At 39.7% G+C, this 21,594-nt stretch carries 9 protein-coding genes and 2 pseudogenes; 8 read left to right on the plus strand and 3 right to left on the minus strand.

The features are described 5' to 3' along the window. Nucleotides 1-732: 732 nt before the first annotated feature. Complete coding sequence (locus ACFIK4_RS01990) at nucleotides 733-2,010, minus strand: ubiquinone biosynthesis hydroxylase (RefSeq protein ID WP_375674769.1); 1,278 nt, start codon at nucleotides 2,008-2,010, stop codon at nucleotides 733-735. A gap of 743 nt (nucleotides 2,011-2,753) precedes the next feature. Here ACFIK4_RS01990 and ACFIK4_RS01995 point away from each other — a divergent pair. The 7 genes and pseudogenes from ACFIK4_RS01995 to ACFIK4_RS02025 all read left to right on the plus strand — a co-directional run bounded on the left by ACFIK4_RS01995 (nucleotide 2,754) and on the right by ACFIK4_RS02025 (nucleotide 12,514). Beyond that, nucleotides 2,754-5,195, plus strand: coding sequence for a DNA translocase FtsK 4TM domain-containing protein (locus ACFIK4_RS01995; protein ID WP_375674771.1), 2,442 nt, complete (start codon nucleotides 2,754-2,756; stop codon nucleotides 5,193-5,195). Nucleotides 5,196-5,916: 721 nt separating this feature from the next. Further along, nucleotides 5,917-6,177 (plus strand): annotated as a pseudogene (locus tag ACFIK4_RS02000) (DNA translocase FtsK); the annotation flags it as partial. 121 nt (nucleotides 6,178-6,298) lie between these two features. Next, nucleotides 6,299-6,907, plus strand: a complete 609-nt coding sequence (locus ACFIK4_RS02005) for an outer membrane lipoprotein carrier protein LolA (protein WP_375649754.1) — start codon at nucleotides 6,299-6,301, stop codon at nucleotides 6,905-6,907. Nucleotides 6,908-6,940: 33 nt separating this feature from the next. Beyond that, a complete protein-coding gene (locus ACFIK4_RS02010) occupies nucleotides 6,941-7,756 on the plus strand; it encodes an exodeoxyribonuclease III (protein ID WP_375611707.1) in 816 nt (271 codons plus the stop codon). A gap of 61 nt (nucleotides 7,757-7,817) precedes the next feature. Then, nucleotides 7,818-9,299: an efflux transporter outer membrane subunit gene (locus ACFIK4_RS02015; protein WP_375638249.1), complete on the plus strand. Its 1,482-nt coding sequence runs from the start codon at nucleotides 7,818-7,820 to the stop codon at nucleotides 9,297-9,299. Then, nucleotides 9,296-10,522 carry an efflux RND transporter periplasmic adaptor subunit gene (locus tag ACFIK4_RS02020; protein WP_375638250.1) on the plus strand — a complete coding sequence of 409 codons (1,227 nt, stop codon included), beginning with the start codon at nucleotides 9,296-9,298 and terminating at the stop codon, nucleotides 10,520-10,522. Before ACFIK4_RS02015 ends, ACFIK4_RS02020 begins: the two co-directional genes overlap by 4 nt. Before the next feature lie 3 nt (nucleotides 10,523-10,525). Continuing rightward, nucleotides 10,526-12,514 carry a MacB family efflux pump subunit gene (locus tag ACFIK4_RS02025; RefSeq protein WP_375674775.1) on the plus strand — a complete coding sequence of 663 codons (1,989 nt, stop codon included), beginning with the start codon at nucleotides 10,526-10,528 and terminating at the stop codon, nucleotides 12,512-12,514. 1,179 nt (nucleotides 12,515-13,693) lie between these two features. Here ACFIK4_RS02025 and ACFIK4_RS02030 read toward each other — a convergent pair. Then, nucleotides 13,694-13,880: pseudogene (locus tag ACFIK4_RS02030) on the minus strand (integrase); the annotation flags it as partial. Nucleotides 13,881-14,611: 731 nt separating this feature from the next. Here ACFIK4_RS02030 and ACFIK4_RS02035 point away from each other — a divergent pair. Beyond that, entirely contained in the window at nucleotides 14,612-19,567 is a 4,956-nt protein-coding gene (locus ACFIK4_RS02035; RefSeq protein WP_375674777.1) for a DEAD/DEAH box helicase, read from the plus strand. Nucleotides 19,568-20,924: 1,357 nt separating this feature from the next. On the opposite strand, the gene ACFIK4_RS02040 is transcribed toward ACFIK4_RS02035, so the two are convergent. Continuing rightward, nucleotides 20,925-21,593, minus strand: a complete 669-nt coding sequence (locus ACFIK4_RS02040; protein WP_375674779.1) for a YdcF family protein — start codon at nucleotides 21,591-21,593, stop codon at nucleotides 20,925-20,927. Between the last annotated feature and the right edge of the window lies 1 nt (nucleotide 21,594).

Genomic DNA, 21,594 nt, shown 5'->3' on the forward strand with positions numbered 1-21,594 from the left:
TAAAGAGTTTGTCTGAGAAGCAGAATGCCCCAAACGGAATACATTTATGTTTCCAATTTACGCGCTTTTTTAAAAGAAAATTTTTCAATGCAACTAAGCTTATTTTATGGCGCTTCTCATGAATAGTATAACGTAAAAGCCCCTATGATCATATAAAATTCATTGTACACCACCATTTTTACTTCAATAAAAAGTATAAGCCGGCGTCCTTATACACTTTACTCGCCTCCAATATTGCTAAAGTCCTTAGTTCTTGAGAGAGGGAGGCTTTTGTCGCTTTGTTTAATTGTTTTATTTATACGACACTTTCGCTTGTGATGTGCAAGCGAATGATTTTGATTGCTTCAACATGAGAGAGATTTGAAATAAGGGTATTTTATGATCTTTAGATTTCTCACTCAATATGAGAACAATGAACTTATTATTATAAATAAAAGTGTTGTGTGCTAAAAAGTCTTGTTTATTTTATTATGCCGTGAAATGGCTTCTTTTAAGGTGTGGTGATATAAAGCAACAACCTCTTTGAGATATTAAACGTTTTTTTCAGTGCGTAGTGAATACTCTCATAATGTAGCTTGCTTGTCGAGTTTTATGTTAAGTGAAATATGGGAGGAGGAAGTCAAGAAAAAATTACTCGACAGGAATCCGGTTTGTAAACAGATTGGATGAGATAGGAATTTTTTGTTCTTTGAAGGAGGAAGGGAAAGGTTGTAAAATAGTATGAATTTTTTCTTAAAGTGGGAAGCCGCGTAGAAGACGTGGGGCATTTGGAGAGAGTCCGGCAGCTTCTTGAATGAAGTATTTTTTTATTTTTGGTGCTTGATTAATGATTCCAAGGCCGGTATCGCGGAGCATCCGTAAAAGAAGGCTATCATTAGAAAAGAGTTTATTAAGCCAATCATTGCTTAAAGCCATACGGACAATTTCAAAACGTCTCCAGCTTTGATAGCGCTCTAAAGCCGTGAGGGAGCCAATGTCAAGACCTAGTCGTGCTGTTTCAATAATCACTTCAGCCAGCGCAGCGCTATCGCGTAATCCTAAATTGAGTCCTTGTCCTGCAATGGGGTGGATGGTATGGGCGGCATCGCCAACGAGAGCAAAACGTGGTTTAACGCATTGACGTGTTAAAGAAAGGCTCAAAGGAAAAGCTTGACGTTCGCCATTCCAAGAGAGTTTGCCTAATCGATGGCCAATACGTCTTTCGAGTTCTGTTTCAAAAATAAGTGCATCCGCTTTGAGATAATATTGCGCAGTTTTATGATCTTCATTCCACACAATGGCGGATCGGTTGCCTTTAAGAGGGAGAAGAGCAAAAGGACCGGCAGGTAAAAAATGTTGAATTGCTTGACCATTATGGGGTTTTTCATGTTCAACTGTGCAGATGATTGCTGTTTGTTTATAGGGATGAGAAAAGTTTTTAAGATCTGCTTTTTGGCGTAATTTCGAATGGGCTCCGTCAGCTGCAATAAGCAATTTTGTTTGCCAAACCTCTTCATTATTTAAAGTGACGGTTGTATGTTGGTCTTCTTGATGAAAATCAATGACACGGGTGTTTGTAATAACAGGGATATTGAGACCTTTGACACGTTTTTTTAAAGTGTTGATGAGTTCTCTATGCTCTACCATGGCAGCAAAGGGCTCGCCGGGATTAATGTCGCCTTCAAAGGTTAAAAGAGTGGGTTTGACAGGATCATTTGTGCTTGTATCTGTGATGATCATTGAATGAATGGGTTGCGCATAGAGTTTTATAGATTCCCAACATTGTAATTGTTTTAACATACGAATAGAAGCAGCAGCAAGGGCAATGGTTCGTATGTTAGAAGCAGGGGGATCTCCTTGTGGAGCAGCATCAACGATTTTTATTTTCAGATTAGGGGCTGTTTGCTTGAGTGCTATCGCTAGGGCTAAACCGACAGCCGCTCCTCCTGCAATGAGCAGATCACATTGTTTAGTTTTATGAGATTTAATTTTTTTATTGGGTTGTACGTCTTTATTGCGATTAGAACACACAATACTTCTTCCATTGTTTATAGTTTGCTTTCTTTTAAAAAGAATATCTTTTTACATTGCCTAAAATATCTTAACTTTTACTTTTCTCTCTGCTTTACAAAAACGAGGTTTCTTTTTAGCGCCAATCTGATGACAGATTGGTTTTTCAGAGTTTTTCTGCTTAATCATTTATGTGATTCATCTTACAGATTTATCGGATAAGCTTTTTTAAATATCTTCTTCAATTCTTTTTACACTTGGTTGATAAAAAAGAAAACTAAAAATAAACAAAGATGGTCGTGTATTTTTTAAGTTGTGTGAGTTACTTCAGTATGCTTGTCCTGAAGGGGGACATTTCGTTAGTATGATAGATAAAAATAGATAAAAAATTGTGGTCATTCGTGATGGTTAAAACAGTATTCATATTTCGCCGTTATCATGATGTAGCGTAAAAAATATTATTTGTTTAAGAAGGTGCCTATAGCACCCATGTAACACTTTACACATAAGGTGTTTTTTGGTTGATCGTGTGATAAATATTCAGGGAGAGCTTTTTGTGCGCCTTATGAAGGATTATCTCTTAGGGTGGTGGTATATGAATGATATGAAGTGGTTAGAAGGTAGAACGCGCTAGATAAGAAGTCGGATTGTTTACAGGCTATTTGTTTACAAATTGGTACAGAGTTTAAGCTTCATCCTTTTTTAAGAGAGAGAGGGAGTTATAACTCTTTAAAATATAAAATTTTTGTATTTGGAATTGATAGATGCACCGAAGTTCTTCTCCTTATGATTCATTAGAAGTGCGAAATTCTCAAGGTTCGCGTCTTATTGAGATGTTTTTACGTCAGATAGGAGTATTTATTGGGCTCGGGCTTTTGGGCTTTATTATTTTTTGTGTGTTTGCTTTGGCGACGTGGAATGTTGCGGACCCATCTTTAACTCATGCAAGTACAAATGAGGTTACAAACCTTATGGGGTGGATGGGGGCAATTTTTTCAGATTTTATTATGCAGTTTTTTGGCTTGGCAAGTCTTTCTGTTTTGTTGCCACCGTTATTTTGGTCTTTTCTCTTGTTGGCGCAAAAGAATATCTACAATTTGACTTTACGCTTTTTTTTATGGGTGCTATCAACGATTTGTTTTTTAATTGCTTTTGCTCTTATGTCACCTATTGCTTCTTTTACTTATTGGCCATTGCCAATGGGATTGGGAGGGGTTTTAGGAGATAAAGTTTTAAGTGTTGCTTCTTCAGTCTTTCCTCTTTTTCTTTCTCCTCCTTACACGGTGTTTTTCAGTGTTGTTTTTATTCTTTTAGGTTTTTTCACCGCTGCTTTTGCTGGTAATGTAATATGGCGGCGTCGAACAAAGAAAAGAAAAGAAAAAAGCATTCCAAAAGACGAAATCGTTAATCCAGTCTTTGAGTTGGAAGAAGATACGGAATATGCCGCAGAGGAGGATCGTGAAAATCATGGTTTTTTTGCGACAACTTGTGGCGCTCTTTTGCATCTTTTTTATTTTTTACAAGCGCGTTTTTTTCGTTTATTCTGTTTCAAAAGGCGTTTTCAGAGTAAAGGGCAAGGAAAGCCATTTGATCGGATTGAGCCAACTTTTTTAGGTGAAAAAGTAAAGTGTGAGGAAAATCAAAATAAAGCCTATGTTTCTCCTGTTAAAAATCGAAAGTCTTTAACAGCTTCTTCAAAGGGTGGTTTTGTTCTTCCTCTTGTAGATTATCTTTCGGTTCCACCACCGTCTGTTAAGGATGCAAAACTTTCTCCTGCTGTTTTAAGAGCAAATTCTCAGGAGCTTGAAGGGGTTTTGTTAGATTTTGGAGTCAAAGGAAAAATTATAGATGCTTGTCCTGGACCGGTGGTAACTTTGTACGAATTTGAACCGGCTGCAGGCATTAAGTCCTCCCGTATCATTGGTTTGGCAGATGATATTGCACGCTCGATGTGTGCGATTTCGGCGCGTGTTGCGGTGGTTCCAGGACGTAATGTTATTGGAATAGAATTGCCTAATGCAAAGCGTGAGATGGTTTATTTACGAGAAATGTTGCAGGCGCAAGAATTTATTGACAGCAAAGCCAAGCTAGGACTTGCTTTGGGTAAGACAATCGGGGGGGAAGCTGTTGTTGCAGATTTAGCAAAAATGCCCCATCTTTTGGTTGCTGGTACAACAGGATCGGGAAAGTCTGTTGCTATCAATACAATGATTTTATCATTGCTTTATCGTATGACACCTGAACAATGTCGTCTCATTATGGTGGACCCGAAAATGCTTGAGCTTTCGGTTTATGATGGCATTCCCCATTTATTAACACCCGTGGTGACGGATCCTAAAAAAGCCGTGATTGCTTTAAAGTGGGCTGTTCGTGAAATGGAAGAACGCTATAGTAAAATGTCAAAACTAGGCGTTCGTAATATTGATGGGTTTAATGCACGTCTTAGGGAAGCTGCAAGTCAGGGAGAGACAATGGTTCGGACAATTCAAGTTGGATTTGATCGTGAGACTGGTGAGCCTCTTTATGAAACGGAAACACTTGATTTTAGTCCTATGCCCTATATTGTTGTCATTATTGATGAAATGGCTGATTTGATGATGGTTGCTGGTAAAGATATTGAAGGAGCGGTTCAACGTTTAGCACAAATGGCACGTGCTGCCGGTATCCATGTAATTATGGCGACACAGCGTCCTTCTGTCGATGTTATTACTGGGACGATCAAAGCCAATTTTCCTACACGTATTTCTTTTTCTGTGAGTTCAAAAATTGATAGCCGAACAATTTTAGGCGAACAGGGGGCCGAGCAATTATTGGGACAAGGAGATATGCTCTTTATGATGGGAGGAGGACGTATTCAGCGTGTGCATGGGCCTTTTGTTGCGGATGATGAAGTGGAGCAGGTTGTTGCGCATCTCAAAGCGCAAGCACGACCGGATTATTTAGAAACAATTACGCAAGAAGTTGAAGAGGATGGTGCTGATGTTTCTTTGTCTTCTCCTTCAGAAGATGATCCCTATAGTCAAGCTGTTGCTATTGTGCTTCGTGATCGTAAGGCTTCGACCTCTTATATTCAACGCCGTTTAGGCATTGGTTATAACCGCGCTGCGACATTGATTGAGAGGATGGAAGAAGAAGGTATTATTAGTCCAGCAAATCACGCAGGGAAACGAGAAATTTTAGTGCCTGCTGAAGAAGAGCGCTTTTGAAAAATCTTTATAGTTGTTTTTTATAATACCTTGTAAAACAAGTGTTTATCCTATTGTATCGTAGAAAGTCTGCATTTTCATATACCAGCTCTCAATTTGCGATAGCTCTTTGGTACTTGAGACTCCTTATAAGGGGATTCTTTATCTTATATAACTTTTATCCATACACCAACCTTGTTTGTAACGTGCAAGCAAATGATTTGAATTGATTCAATATGAGAGAGTATGTGATGAGAGAATCTTATTGTCTTTGGCGTTATGATTTAAGTTAAAAAGATAAATTATTATAAATCAATATCTTGGTATAAAATAATGTTATTGCGAGTATAGGGGTGTAAAAGCATGTAAGACTTGATATTTTAGTGTCTTTTTAAGTGCGTTCTAAATATTTAGGGCAAGGCTGATCTGTCGAGTCTTAATATAAATGAATTATATGGGGTGGGAAGCTAAGTGAAATTTGCTAAACTCCAAACTGTTTACAGAGTGGTTCGGATGAAGATTTTTATTCTTTTGGGTGGGAAGGAAGTCAAAAAAGCATTTTTGACACTTAAAAGAGCTTTCAGGTTCGCGAGTAATATGTTTAGTCCTTAATCCATTATGTATTGACTATAATTTATGTTGCTTCATAGATTAGGGGTGGGAAAGAATATATTATGCGTTTAGAAAATCAGCAGAAAAGCAGGAAAATTTGATGATTTCGGAAACTTAAACGCAGACTGGTTATTTGGAAACGATACCGCAAGAAATAAAAAAGGATGTTTCTTTAGTTTTTTCTTTAGCAGATGATTCCTATTGTCAAGCTGTTGCTATTATGCTTCGTGATCGTAAGGCTTCAACTTCTTATATTCAATGTTGTTTAGGCATTGGTTATAATCGTGCCGCCACATTGATCGAAAGGATGGAAGAAGAAGGCACCATTAGTCCAGCTAATGATATGGGTAAGCGAAAAGTTTTGGAGACTGTCGAAGAAGAATACTTTTAAAAATCTTTTGATATTTTTTTCAAACAATATCTTTATCTTATAAAGAAGGGTATTTATTCGTCGTTGATCACTTAAGTTATGAATTATAAAGTCAATTAAGTATTGCTTGGGAGCATTTTTTATGAAAACGTCTTTTTTACTGCAAAGAAGAGTCTTTGGGTTGGTGGGAATTATTATCTTTTGGTGTTTAACTGTTCCTGCTTTTTCGCAAGCCTCTAATAAAGTGGCAAAGGCGCAGAATGTTGTGAACCATTTTGCGGCAATCAAAACAATGACAGGTGATTTTATTCAATTTAGTCCAAAGGGAAAGATGTCTCAAGGAACGTTTTATCTAGAGCGTCCAGGGAAAATTCGTTTTATTTACAAGAAAATGCCTTTACAGATTATTGCAGATGGTCAATTTGTGGGCATTAACAATCGGGCTTTGAATACTTGGAACTTTTCACAACTTTCGCAAACGCCAATGAAATTTCTGTTGGATGATAAAATTGATGTATCTTCTGGGCGCTTGTTCGCATTTCGCGAAGATCCAGGGGCCGTGACGATTGTTCTGCGTGATCAGACGATTGGGGCAGGGCAAATAAGGATGGTTTTTGATTCTAAAGGCTCTGCTTTGCGACAGTGGACAATTGTTGACCAACAAAATTTGGAAACTACTGTGCAGATTATGAATGTGCGGACAGACGTCCGGTTCGCTAATGGGATGTTCACACTTCCTTCGAAGAAATGAAGAAAGAGTGTTACGTCATTGGGATTAAAACAAATGTTCTTTCGTATTGCGACTTGGAATATTAATTCTATTCGTTTGCGTCTTGCACAGGTTTTTCAGTATTTGGAACTCTTTTCCGCAGATGTTTTGTGTCTACAGGAAACAAAATGTCCAGATGCTTTATTTCCAGTGGAGGCTTTTGAAGCAGCGGGTTATAAGCATATCGCATTGAGTGGACAAAAATCTTATAACGGGGTGGCTATTGTTTCTCGTTTGCCTTTTAAAAAGGTAGAAAAGCGTTTTTTTTGCCAAAACCAAGATTGCCGTTATATCTCAGTTATTGTGGAAGCCCATGGGAGAAGCTTGCGGATTCATAATTTTTATGTTCCTGCTGGGGGAGATATCCCTGATGCTGATGTGAATGAAAAGTTTCGTCATAAGCTTGATTTTTTAGAAGAAATGTCCTCCATTCGTGCGGATCAAGGCGATGGTCTTTCTTCTCTTTTGGTGGGAGATTTAAATATTGCTCCTTTGGCAGAGGATGTTTGGTCTCATCAGCAATTGTTGAAGGTTGTAAGCCATACTCCCATTGAAACCGAGCGTTTACAGGATTTGTGTTGTCAAGGTGGATGGGTTGATCTGATGCGGTTGCATATTCCTGTTCCTACCAAGCTTTACACATGGTGGAGTTATCGTGCTCGCGATTGGGCATTTACTGATTATGGGCGGCGGCTTGACCATGTTTGGTCTTCTCAAGATTTAGCCCCTTTTGTTGTAGATCTTTCGATTTTTCGTGATGCGCGCGGATGGGAACGTCCTTCAGATCATATTCCTGTGCAAACTGTATTTGATTTTTCACGTCAAGTTTGAAATAAGAGGTAAATAAAGTATTAATATTAAATAATGATTCTGAAAGAATGCGGGAGACTGGATGTATATCAGAAATCTCAAATGGGGCGCTTCTCGTGGATTATTTTTTAGTGTCTTGTTGTGTTTGCTTTTGTCAGGATGTATGGTTGGTCCTAATTACCAGAAAACATCTTTTCGTGTTCCAGCAGTTTGGGGAGAAAAATCTGCACAGACTGCACGGCAGCCCGTTGCGCTTGCCGGATGGTGGCGGCATTTGAATGATCCTGTTCTAGATGCGTTAATGGATTACGCGATTTCTGGAAATAATAATGTTGCTGTTGCCAAAGCTCGGGTACGTGAGGCGCGTGCGGGTTTAGGACAGGTTGTGGGAACTCTTTTGCCAAATGTGTCCAATTCAATTTCAGGAACCCGTAGTCGTTCTGGACAGTCTGATGCATTGTTAAACCAGTATAGTAGTGGTTTTGATGCAAGCTGGGAGCTTGATTTTTTTGGTGGGCATAAACGTGCGGTTGAAGCAGCGCGTTATGGCCTTGATGCGGCTGTGGAAGATATGCGCGCTACCATGGTGACATTACTAGGAGATGTGGCAACAAATTATGTGCAAATGCGTGGCTGGCAACAAAAGTTGTTTATTGTGCGGCAAATTGCTGTATCACAACGTAAAACTTATGAACTGATGCGCGCTAGATTAACAGCTGGTGATGTTTCTGAGCTTGATGTTTCAAATGCGCAAGCACAAATGGCAAATACAGAAGCAGATATATCACAGATGGAAGCGAATTTAGCAATGAGCGTTCATCGCCTTTCTGTCTTAACTGGTCGTGTGCCTACGGCATTGAAGGATCTTTTACAAAAAAATGCTAAGCATGCAAAGATTCCACAACCACGCTGGCCGATACCAGCAGGAATTCCAGCCGATATTTTGTTAACACGTCCGGATTTACGACGGGCAGAGCGTCAATATGCGCAAGCGACAGCACGGATTGGTCAACGTGAAGCAGATCGTTATCCATCACTTACTTTAACAGGTAATATTTCGACAGCAGCAACGGCAATTGATCAATTATGGAAAAATTCAACGATTGGCTGGTCTTTTGGACCTGGTCTTCGTTTTCCTCTTTTTAATGGAGGTCAGGTCGAGGCTTCTATTGCGGTAGCGCGCGCGCAGCGTGATCAAGCTTTTATTACTTATCGAGCTGCTGTGTTGGAAGCTTTAGAAGATGTAGAAAATGCGCTTGTAAGATTAACGAAGGAACATCAACGCTTAGAAAAGCTAATCGTTGCGAATAAAGCTTCTCTTCATTCCTTAAAACTTTCACGGAACCTTTTTGAGAATGGAAATACTAGTTTTCTTGAATTGTTAAATGCTGATCGCTCTTATTATTCTGCACAAATGGCGCTTAAAGATAGCCGTGTTTCTTTGGTTACGCAATATATCACGTTGATGAAAGCATTGGGGGGGGGCTGGGATGGCGTTGTTGATGTATCGCGTCCAGAAGTCGTTGATAATGCACCTCGTTCGCGTGCAAAGGTAGGGAAATGAAAAAAAACTTACTCAAAAATTTCATTACAAAACACAAAAAACTTTCCTTCTTTTTAACTGCTATATTTCTCATTCTCTTGTTGTTATGGTTACGTTCTGTTTTTTTTGGAACATCTACTCCAACTTATATAACAGCGGTGGTGAAACGTGGGGATATTGAGGAAAGTGTTTTAGCTTCTGGTCTTGTACGTCCTTACCGGTTGGTGGCTGTTGGTGCGCGAGCAACAGGGCGTGTGGTGTCAATGCATGTTTCCCCTGGGAGTGTTGTGAAAGAAGGCGATCTCTTGGCAGAAATTGATCCTACAGATCAGGAAAATGATTTAAAAAGAAAAAAAGCAGCATTATCGCATTATTATGCGAGTTTGATAGAACAAGAAGCCTATCTTTCTCTTGCACAGAAAAATTTAGAGCGTCAGAAAAAAATGATTGAAACACGTGCGGTTTCACGTGCGAACCTCGATGAGGCTACGACACAGGTGAAAATACGCGAGGCGCAAATTGAACAACTTCGTCAGCAGATTGTGCAAGCACAAATTGATGTGGAGAGTGCAGAGGTTAATTTAGGTTATACACGCATCACTGCCCCTTCAGCGGGAACGGTTTTGGCAACAGTTGTGGAAGAAGGGCAGAATGTGAATGCGGTTCAGTCGGCGCCAACGATTGTTATTTTGGGTGATTTATCAAAGATGACGATCAAGGCGCAAATCTCAGAAGCAGATGTTCTTAAAGTCCGAGCTGGACAACCACTTTATTTTACAGTTCTAGGTAATTCACAGCGTCGTTATGAAGGCGTTTTAGAAAAAGTAGAGCCGGCTCCTGAAGCAATTCGTGCTGATGTGAGTATTAATCCTGGTATGGTGAGTGGTTCTAGTGCTTTAATATCATCGGCTATCTATTACAATGGAATTCTACATGTTGATAATGCGGACAATTTTTTGCGAACCTATATGACTGCTCAAGTTCATATTATCTTAGGGCGCGCGCAGAATGTCTTGTTGGTTCCAAGTGATGCTTTACGCGATGAGACAAGAGAGCGTAAAGCATGGGTTTCTGTTTTGGTGGGGGAAAATAAGGTGGTTACTAAACAGGTGAGCGTTGGGTTGAATAATAAGGTTATGGCAGAGATTGTTTCAGGACTTAACGAGGGTGATGTCGTCGTCACTAGTTCGTCTGATGGAGTGATGCCAGAGTCTTCTCACATGCACAGCGAAGACGAGAGTTAAAGCATGAGCACAAATCAAGCAGATGCTGTCTTCGTCTTGGAAAATATTGTGCGCAAATTTCCTGCGGGCGAAGCGTTTGTTACCGTTTTGAAAAACATCAATCTTACCATTAAACGTGGTGAAATGGTGGCAATTGTAGGTGCTTCCGGTTCAGGTAAATCGACCTTGATGAATATTTTAGGCTGTCTTGATCGTCCAACTTCTGGTCGTTATTGGATCTCTGGTAAAGAAACAGCTTCCCTTTCTGCGGATGAATTGTCGGCTTTGCGACGTAATCATTTTGGTTTTATTTTTCAGCGTTACCATTTGTTGAATGAATTGACAGCTCTTGGTAATGTTGAAATTCCGGCTATTTATGCGGGATGTGCCGTGGAAGCAAGGAAACAGCGGGCACAGGATCTTTTAACGCGTTTGGGCATGGGTGATCGGATAAATCATCGTCCAAATCAGCTTTCTGGTGGTCAGCAACAACGTGTTTCTATTGCTCGGGCGCTCATGAATAATGCGGAGGTCATTCTTGCAGATGAACCAACTGGTGCATTGGACAAAAAGAGTGGGCAAGAAGTATTGCATATTTTGGATGAACTTCATCAAGAGGGGCGTACCATTATCATTGTAACCCATGATATGCAGGTGGCTGAAAGAGCAGAGCGTATTATCGAAATCAGTGATGGGGAAATTATTGCTGATAAGCAGTCAAGGGTTGCAAAAACAAAAGTTGGTGGAAAATCTTTTCAGGAACAACAAAATCTAAAAGGCCAACAAAAACTGGGCTTTTTTCGTTCTTTTGTTGAGCGATTCCGTGAGGCGTTTGTGATGGCTCTGTTGGCAATGAATGCACATCGCATGCGGACTTTTCTAACAATGCTTGGGGTGATTATCGGTATTGGGGCGATTATTGCTATGGTGGCTTTAGGGAATGGTACACGAGAGAAAATTCTGGAAAATTTTAAAAGTTTGGGTACTAATACATTAACCATTTTTCCTGGTAAAAGTTTTTCTGATCCACAAGCAGAAAAAATAACCAGTTTGGTTGAAGCTGATGCAGAAGCCTTGTCTGGATTACCTTATGTTTCTGGTGTGACACCACAGATTTCAGCAAGCTCGAAAGTGCGTTTTGGTGCAGTTGAAGTCAATGCCATTATTGCGGGGGTGGGAGAACAATTTTTTCAGACACAGGGGCTCAAAGTTTTCAAAGGACAGTTTTTTGATCAAAAAAGTGTCCATGATCGGGCGGTTGATCTCGTGATCGAGAAAGAAGCATTGTCTGTTCTTTTCCCCCATAGCCATGAAAGCCCCCTTGGAAAGGTGGTGAATGTGGGTAATGTTCCTGCGCGTATTATTGGTGTTGTTGATTCGCAAAATAATGCAAGTGGAGATACATCAAATACTTTACAGCTTTATTTACCCTATACAACAGTGCAGACGCGTTTTCTTGGTACAACAGAAGTTCGTGCAATTATTGTTAGGATTGCTGATGATATTGATTCATATTTAGCGGAGACCATGATAAAACGTTTTCTCATTATGCGGCATGGCGGGGAGGATTTTTTCATTAGAAATTCTGAATTTTTCCGTGAACGTGTTATGGAGAGTACAAATATTTTAACACTTTTAATTTCTTCAATTGCAGCTATTTCCCTGGTTGTGGGGGGTATAGGGGTGATGAATATTATGTTGGTCACTGTTTCTGAGCGGATCAATGAAATCGGCGTGCGTATGGCAGTTGGTGCACGGCAAAGTGATATTTTACAGCAATTTCTCATTGAAGCGATTTTGGTTTGTGTGATTGGTGGTGGTTTGGGAATCTTGCTTGGACTTTCTATAGGTGGCTTGTTTCTTCTGTTTAAGGCACCTATTCATTTGGTTTATACTATTGAATCGATCATTATGTCTCTTACTTTTTCAACCCTCATAGGAATATGTTTTGGCTTTTCTCCAGCGCGGCAAGCTTCACGGCTTGACCCTGTTGTCGCCCTTTCACGCGATTAAGCTTTATCAATTGGGGCATGTTTGTTCGTGATGCTTTCCACTTGGATGAAGCATTTATGAAGCGAAACATGAATGGAAAAAGTTTAGCATTATTTGCTGCTCTATTTTAGAAAACGCTTTGTTCATTAAGTGGAGCGTACCACTAGAGGTGAACGTTTTATAAGGCACCCCATCATGTGAGATATGGTAGGCATATAAGCCTTCTTGAGGCATTAAATGTTTTGAGAATGCATGATGAATATTTTAAATCTTTCTTGTCGAGTCTTATGGAAGTAAATCCTATTAAGGAGAAATTAAATAGAACCCGTTAGAATGAGATTGCTTGCAGACTGAATTTTGTTAAAAATTCTCGTCTTCTGAGATGTGAAGAGGAGGACAAATAAAATATACTGCGCGACGATTCTTAAGATTTAACCTAAAAAGAGGCGGGGGAAGTGAATAGTATATCTGCTAACAAACAAAAGAACAAAAAAGAAGGTTGATGCCAAAAACAGCTTAAACCTCCGTTCTTCCAAAAAAATGAACTGGTATCGAGATAGTTGAGCAGTTTAAGAGGTTTCGTTTAGTCTTTTTAAGATTTTCGGAAAAGAGGTTATGAGGATTTCTCACTTTTAGTTTTGCAGAAGGTGGTGCAAATTATAGGTGTTTAGGTTTATGCAAATAAATTATGATCGTGCTCAAGTTTTAAAATGTGACCTAAGACACAGCCATTTTCTGTTCCTTTATGCGAGTAACTTAGCTTTCTTTAGAATATTTTGTTTAAGGCATCGCTTTTTTCTGCCTTATCTCATGATTTTGGAGCTGAAGGATAAACAAGCCATTTGAGTTTCTAGGGTAAGGATGCCGTCAGATACTCGGTAGGGGGCGCGTGATCTTAAGAACTAATACCGTGAGATGCGGGTTTGATTTCATGAGTTTGGTGAGGACGACAAAAAGTTTGAGAGGCGGATGGCTTCTTATGTTGAATGATGTATGAATGAAAGGGGCTTTCATTTATTGAAAAAGAATAAGCTCATATTCAGCAGATGTGAGATGAAGTAAGAGCATCGTAATACCAAGCTGCAGTTATGCTGCTAAAGAACATAATGGCGCTAGTGATGAGCAATGGTATGTCTAGTTGGTATGGTATTCTTCCTCCTGCTACAAGTTCGATACAGAGCGCCATTGTGTTGCACATTAACACTCTTGTTTTAAAGAAACATTTCTCAAGGTATCCAAGCCTATTTTGCGACGCTGTTCATGGTAAATCTATTGAGCACCTCCATCTTTACGCTTATGAAGTAATAAGCCGGCACCATCATTATATTTGCCAGCTCGTGGGTGTTGCGATAGACCTTGCATTAAGGCGGCGGTTCATAAGAGCCATTTTTAGTCATTTCTTGTACAGTTTTTCTCCACACACTCATCCCGCTTGTGATGTGCAAGCAGGTGGTTTTGATTGATTCAAGATAAACAGATTTGAAATGAGAAAATCTTACGTTATTCAGAGTTCTAATTTAATATGAATGACGCTATATTATCATTATAAATCAATATATTGTACATATAAAAAAGAATTCTAAAACCACCCGCTATAAAGTATAAGAAGCGAATAATTAGTCTACGAAAGAACAAAAGAAAAAGAAATATTTCAAAAATCAATATTTTGAATATCACGACTAATATTTTGCGTATTATAGTGAAATTATATGCATGATCGTTCGTAAAATGCGCTGTTTTGTGTGTGGAGTTTCTTCCTTGGTGTCTTGTGTGTTCGCAGGTGTCCTATCCATTTCCTCCTCTCATTCTTAAGCTAAATCCTAAAATTATTGCGCACTTTATTGTGTATTCTTAACAAAAGGCAAAAAATATTTTCAAAATCATCACGCCTTACCGTTTATTTCCATAGGGATATAGACATCAATAAATGCATCATATGATTTGGGGGATACTCAAAAAGATCAAAAGATTCTCTCTTGTTGATTTAATTAAGCATAGAAGAAATATCTTAAAATCAAGCAATTTTAAGCTTTTTTTAAGTTTTTTGGGTAGAACAAGAGGCATTAATGAATAGGTCTAGATTCGATAATTGAAGATGTTTTTAATAGAGAGAAAAGCATGACGACGCTGCAATCGCTTTTACAGAGCTATCGTGATGAAGCGCGTACCGAACGAGATAAAGGTACATATTTTGAGCGTTTTGCTCTTGCTTATCTGACACATGATCCTCTTCAGTCTGGGTGTTATGAGAAGGTTCAAACCTTTAAAGATTGGGCTCATGAAAATGATTGGGATGGTCGTGATACTGGTATCGATCTTGTGGCAAAGCTTCGTGATGGAGGGGGTTTTGCGGCAATCCAATGTAAATTTTATGATGCAGCCTATCGGATTAGAAAAGCAGATATTGATAGTTTTATTTCGGCATCAGGGAAAGCTCCATTCAAGCGGCGTGTTATTATAGATAGTACTGAAAGTACTTGGAGTGATAACGCTGAAACAATGATACGGGGGCAGGATATTCCTGTTATACGGATTAATCTTTCCGATATACAACAAAGTCCGATCCGTTGGGAAACTTTTGCAGCCCAGGGCAAAGTTGTTTTGGAGGATAAAAAGAAAATCCGTCCACATCAATTGGAAGCATTGCGTGATGTGCGTGCTGGGCTTGCTCAAGCAGATCGGGGGAAGCTTATTATGGCTTGTGGTACTGGTAAGACATTTACCAGTCTTAAAATTGCTGAGGATTTGGCGGGTGAAGGCAAGTTTGTTTTGTTTCTTGTTCCTTCCTTGGCACTGATGTCACAGACGGTTCGTGAATGGACAACGGATGCAGGAATCGGATTGAGATCTTTTGCTGTTTGTTCCGATACACAAGTGGGAAAGCGTCGTAAAAATAGTGATGATGTTGCTGAAATTGATGTGTTTGATCTTGCTTTTCCGGCGACAACCGATGCTGCTAAACTTGCAGAACAGGTGGCGAAGAGTGTTGCAGATAAGATGATCGTGGTGTTTGCAACCTATCAATCTATTCAGGTGATTGCTGATGCTCAGAAAAACTATGGTTTGCCAACATTTGATCTTATCATTTGTGATGAAGCGCACCGTACAACAGGGGCAACGCTGGTGGGCGAGGATGAATCCAATTTTGTTAAGGTGCATTCCAATGATGTTATTCGTGCCAAGAAACGCCTTTATATGACAGCGACACCACGTATTTTTGGTGATAACGCAAAAAGTCGCGCGAATGAAGTTAATGCTGTTCTTGCTTCTATGGATGATGAAAAGCTTTTTGGTAAAACACTTTTTTATCGGGGTTTTTCATGGGCAGTACAAAATGATCTTTTAACAGATTATAAGGTTATTGTCTTAGCAATGGACGAAAAATTGGTCAGTTCCGCTGTTCAGAAGCGCCTTAGTGATAGCGATACTGAGCTTATTCTTGATGATGCAACAAAGATTATTGGCTGTTATAAGGCTTTGACAAAACAAAATATGAAGGCTGATGTTGGTGCGGATTTATATCCTATGCATCGTGCTTTAGCGTTTTGTAAAACTATTAAAAGTTCTGAACTTGTGCGTGATGAGTTTTCTACGGTTGTTAGAGAATATCTTGATTATACGAAAGAGGATACAGAAAATGAGCATTTTCTGAAGTGTGAAATTGAGCATGTTGATGGCACTTTTAATGCGAAGGATCGTGGTGCATTACTTGACTGGTTGAAAGCTGATAGTGGTGAGGATGTTTGTCGTATTTTGACCAATGCTCGGTGTTTGTCTGAGGGGGTGGATGTTCCGGCTCTTGATGCGATCATGTTTTTAAATCCACGCAAAAGCCAGATTGATGTTGTGCAAGCGGTTGGGCGGGTGATGCGTCGCTCTGAAGGTAAAAAGATGGGATATGTCATTTTGCCAATTGGTATTCCTCCTGATACTCCAGTGGAACAGGCTTTGAACAACAATGATAAATATCGGGTTATCTGGCAAATTTTAAATGCTTTGCGTGCGCATGATGATCGTTTTGATGCGACGATTAATAAGGCATCCCTCGGGCAAGATATCAGCAATGTGATTGAGATTATTGGTGTCACGCAGAGCACTGAGTTACAGGCTGTTACGGCTGTTGTAGACAATCTTCCGGTTCGCTCACAGCCTGCACGAGCGGGAATTGGAAGTCTGGAGCATGATTGCTTTCTTACAGAGCAGGTAAACGAGGAGCTTTCTTTCTGCGTAGATGAACTTTCTCGTGCGATTTTGGCAAAGATCGTTAAGAAATGTGGGACACGTGATTATTGGGAGGATTGGGCGAGCAATATTGCTGAAATTGCTAAGAATCATATCACGCGCTTAACAGGCATTCTGGCAGAGCCAAATACTGAGGCGCGTCAAGCCTTTGACAGGTTTGTGGCAGAACTGCGTGATGACTTAAATGATGCTGTTACAGAAGCTGATGCGATTGAGATGTTGGCACAGCATATTATCACGCGTCCTGTCTTTCAGGTGTTGTTTGAAGGCTATCAGTTCACACGTGAGAATCCTGTCTCGCGTGCTATGCAGCGTATGCTTGATGTGCTTGATGAGGCAAATCTTGATAAGGAATCCAAAGATCTGGAAAAATTTTACGCAAGTGTAAAATTACGAGCCAGTGGCATTACGGATCCAAAAGCAAAACAGAGGTTGATTGTAGAGCTTTATGATAAGTTTTTTCGTTATGCTTTTCCACGCACTGTAGAAAAATTAGGCATTGTTTATACCCCCGTCGAGGTTGTGGATTTTATTTTGCACTCTGTCAATGATGTATTAGAGCAAGAATTTGGGCAAACGCTTGGCTCATCGGGTGTGCACATCATGGATCCCTTTACTGGAACGGGTACTTTTATCACGCGGCTTTTACAATCGGGTCTGATAAAGCCAGAAGAAGTGAAACACAAATTTTGTCGTGAAATTCATGCCAATGAAATCGTGCTTTTAGCCTATTATATTGCAGCCATTAATATTGAGACGACCTATCATGGTCTGATGGGGGGCGATTATGTTCCGTTTGAGGGAATTTGTTTAACCGATACATTCCAGCTTTATGAGCAAGAAAAAGACCTGATCAGTGATTTGCTGGTGGATAACAGTACACGTCGGGCGCACCAGAAGGAACTGGATATTCGTGTTATTGTTGGCAACCCCCCTTATTCTTCTGGACAAAAAAGTGAAAACGACAATGCGCAGAATATTGGCTATCCTAAATTGGATCGTCGCATTCGTGAAACTTATGCTGCTCAATCCAAAGCAAGCAATGTTAATGGACTTTATGACAGTTATATTCGTGCCATTCGTTGGGCAAGTGACCGTATAAAAGACTGTGGTGTTATTGGTTTTGTGACAAATGCAGGTTTTATCAGTAGTTACTCTACGGATGGTTTACGAAAATGTTTAATCGAGGAATTTAGCAGCCTTTATATTTTCCATTTGCGGGGGAATCAACGAACTTCTGGAGAACTCTCTCGAAAGGAGGGGGGAAAGATTTTTGGTTCTGGGTCTCGCGCACCTATTGCGATTTCCATTTTGGTTAAAAATCCGGATGCACAACAGCATGGGAAAATATATTTTCGTGATATTGGAGATTATCTCACAGCAAAAGAAAAGCTCCGTGAACTTCAGAGGTTGGGGAGTATTGGTGGTATCACACGTGAACACAGCTGGCAGATGATTACACCTGATGAGCATGGCGATTGGCTGAATCAGCGCAATAATGATTTTGAAAAATTTCTAGCCTTAGGTGACAAGAAAGGCAGTGATAAAAGGCTCTTTGAAAATTTTTCTGGCGGTATACAAACTAGTCGTGATGCTTGGACATATAACTCAAGTCGTGAAGCTTTAGCAAAGAATATGAGCAATATGATTGCTTTTTATAACAGTGAAGTAGAGCGTTTTAATGCTGCGTATCTACATTCTGATCGCAAAGCACGTGCAAATGCTGTGAACGATTTTGTCAATACAGATTCTAGAAAGATTAGTTGGAGTAGTAGCCTTAAAGAAGAATTAATAAGGGGGAAAGCTTTTAAATTTAAAGATACGTATATTACTCAGAGCCTTTATCGTCCTTTTACACAACAGTGGCTCTATTACAATCGTGTTTTTAACCATAGAGTTTTACAAATGCCACGTATTTTTCCTCTGGAACAAGCGGCTGAAAATAAGGTGATACAAGTTACGGGAATTGGAGCAAGCAGTGGATTTTCTGTTCTGATGACTAAGAATTTATCTAATCTTCATGCAATGGATACTGGTCAATGTTTTCCACGGTATGTTTATGAAGATACTGTGTCCTTGAAAAATAAGGAGGGGGATCAGGTTCATTTGTTTGCAAATTTTGCAGAGGAAAGCAAAGAAACTGGTTTAGAGCGGCGTGATGCTCTTACGGACGAAGGGTTGGCTTATTTTAAGGCAGCTTATCCTGGCGAAATGATAACAAAGGATGATTTGTTTTATTATGTTTATGGGATTTTGCATTCTGAAGATTATCGTGCTCGTTATGCGCATAATCTGTCTAAACAATTGCCGCGTATTCCAACAGTTAAAAAGGTAGAGGATTTTTGGGCTTTTGTTACAGCGGGGCGAAAGCTTGGTGATTTGCATATGAATTATGAAGAGGTTGAACCCTATCCCGTTACCTATAAACAGGGTGATCCAAGAACTTGGGTGATTTCTGATGAGAAGAGTTTTTATCGTGTTGAAGCAATGAAATTTGCTGGTAAGCGTGGTGCTATTGACAAAAGCACCGTGGTTTATAATGCGAATATCACGATGCAGAATATTCCTCTTGAAGCTTATGAGTATGTGATCAATGGCAGGCCTGCTCTTGAATGGGTTATGGAGCGGCAGGTTGTCAAAACGGATAAAGCGAGTGGGATTGTGAATGATGCCAATCGCTATGCTGTTGAAACGGTGGGTAATCCAGCTTATCCATTGGAATTGTTTCAGCGGGTTATTACTGTAAGCTTGGAAACAATGAAAATTGTGCGCAACCTGCCAAAATTGGAAGTGAGAGAAACTGAAAAGGTTAAATTATCCATTGTGCGGTAAAATAGCGCTGTGTCGTAACAAACTGGCACTATCACACACCTTGTCAGCTCGTGGGTATTGCGACAGCCCTTGGCACTTGAGACACGTCCATAAGAGGCATGTCTTTCTTGTACAGTTTTACGCTGCGCAGGCTCTCTTCCTTTGTGATGTGCAAGTCCTATGTGATGTGCAAGAAAATGGTTTTGATTGATTCAATAGAGAACAGATTTGAAATGAGAGAATCTGATGATATTGAGAGCTCTCATTCAAGTTGAAGCGTAATAAATTTCATTATAAATCAATATATTGTATGTGATAAAGCACCTTAGGCAGTGAGGTCGCTAAAATTATGACGCATGAGCTTTAGCGGTAGTGATGAATATTCTCAGGCAGGGTTTTCTTGTCGAGCTTTATGTGAGTAAACCATATAAATGGGGAAGCTGAGTGGAACCTGTCCAGAGAAAGTGGATTGTTTACAAATCGTTGCTAATAAGAATCGTCGCCTTTTGAGATGTTGAGAGGAAATGACAATTCTCATGAAATCTGTCTTTTGAGGTGTTCTGATATTGAAGTGAGCAGGTGGAACGCGTTAGACAAGAAGCTGAGTTATTATTGTTTACAGATCAATAGAGTTTAAAAGTTTTCGTTCTTTTTGGGAGAGGAAACCAGACAAAAGGTGATCTTAGAGAGCGAAATGATTTCAAAAAAGATTGCGATAAAAAACGTAGGGTATTTGTCGCGGTGTGCGTTTTGAGCTTATTTCTATCTGTGATCTAAAATGCTCTTATGAAGATGCTTTTTAGAATAAGAGATTGTTACTAATATATTGACTTATAATGATAGTTTAACATTCTCTCTGTTGAATGAGAAATCTAAGTATTATAAATTTTCTCATTTTAAATCTATTAAAATTACTTCTTTGCATGTCATACGAGGTTGGTATGTTCGTGTTTAAGAAAGGCGTAATGCATGCCTCTTACCAATCATCCCAAGAGGTTTAAGAGCTATCGTAATACTTGGGAGGTGGCAAAATATAGGGTGAGGCGGTTTGCATTTTTTATGAAGGGTAAAGAGGGTGGTGTCAATAGATCTCCTATAATAAGTCGGGAGATCTTATAGTTGTCTGGGGACTCTATTTACAAGAGCTTATAATATTGGGATGGCATGTACAGATCCGCGCTGTGAGATATGTTTGGGATGTAAGAGATGTTTTGGGTGAACGTGCAAATACAGTGACACGTGCATTGGGATGTTCTGCGTTGTATGAGGGTAAGCTCTGTCGAGTTTTTATAGAGGCAACTCGTGTGGAAGGGTATGAAAGAAAGGTATGAAGAGGTCAGAAGATGGCAAGGTTTTTAAAAAGTCAGAAGGATAAAGATTAGAATGCGGTTCTGATATAGACTTGGAGCGTTTTAATATATTGGAATATAAGAATGCGGATTTGATTGATCTGTTGTATTGCACTTTCAGCATTGTTCTTTTTAACAGGATAGGCAATGAAATGGATATCAGGCATTAAATATTTAAGTTCTCGCATTGAGCGCCACACATGGTAATCATGGGTGACGATATAAAGGGTTTTATAGTGGTGTTTTTTGATCCAATCGGCGCTTTCTTTAGCATTTCCTCTGGTGTTAATCGCTTGATGCCCGATGTCAATACAACAGGAGATAAGCCGTGGGGTAATATGCATGTTGTACATGAGACTTTTCAGATTGGTTGTGGTGTTTACGCCACTGATGAGGAGACGTGAACCAAGCCCCCTTTGTAAGAGATTAAGTCCTGTCTCTATTCGGTTTTCTCCGCCTGTAAGCACGATAATGGCATCCGCTTTGGGGAGAGGTGTTGGGGGAGAGAGTCGTTCAGTTTTTTCAGAAAAAATAATAAAACCGCCCCAGAAAATTAAAACAATGATTGAAAGAGTAAGGGTTGTCGGTGGAAAATAGCGAAATAAAAGCCATGGAGACCAACTATTATAGTGGGTCCGTTTTGGAAGAGGACGTTCTAAATTGTTTTGCGTCAATGAGTTGAAAGTATTGTAAGTCATA

Source organism: Bartonella sp. AP9QHHD (assembly GCF_042195625.1).
Classification (GTDB): Bacteria; Pseudomonadota; Alphaproteobacteria; order Rhizobiales; family Rhizobiaceae; genus Bartonella.

What these genes read in the sequence shown, in the direction of transcription:
- ACFIK4_RS02010 (WP_375611707.1), top strand. Translation starts at nt 6,941, where the DNA reads ATGTTCTTTCGTATTGCGACTTGGAATATTAATTCTATTCGTTTGCGT.
- ACFIK4_RS02020 (WP_375638250.1), top strand. Translation starts at nt 9,296, where the DNA reads ATGAAAAAAAACTTACTCAAAAATTTCATTACAAAACACAAAAAACTT.
- ACFIK4_RS02035 (WP_375674777.1), top strand. Translation starts at nt 14,612, where the DNA reads ATGACGACGCTGCAATCGCTTTTACAGAGCTATCGTGATGAAGCGCGT.
- ACFIK4_RS02025 (WP_375674775.1), top strand. Translation starts at nt 10,526, where the DNA reads ATGAGCACAAATCAAGCAGATGCTGTCTTCGTCTTGGAAAATATTGTG.
- ACFIK4_RS02005 (WP_375649754.1), top strand. Translation starts at nt 6,299, where the DNA reads ATGAAAACGTCTTTTTTACTGCAAAGAAGAGTCTTTGGGTTGGTGGGA.
- ACFIK4_RS02015 (WP_375638249.1), top strand. Translation starts at nt 7,818, where the DNA reads ATGTATATCAGAAATCTCAAATGGGGCGCTTCTCGTGGATTATTTTTT.
- ACFIK4_RS01995 (WP_375674771.1), top strand. Translation starts at nt 2,754, where the DNA reads ATGCACCGAAGTTCTTCTCCTTATGATTCATTAGAAGTGCGAAATTCT.
- ACFIK4_RS02040 (WP_375674779.1), bottom strand. Translation starts at nt 21,593, where the DNA reads ATGACTTACAATACTTTCAACTCATTGACGCAAAACAATTTAGAACGT.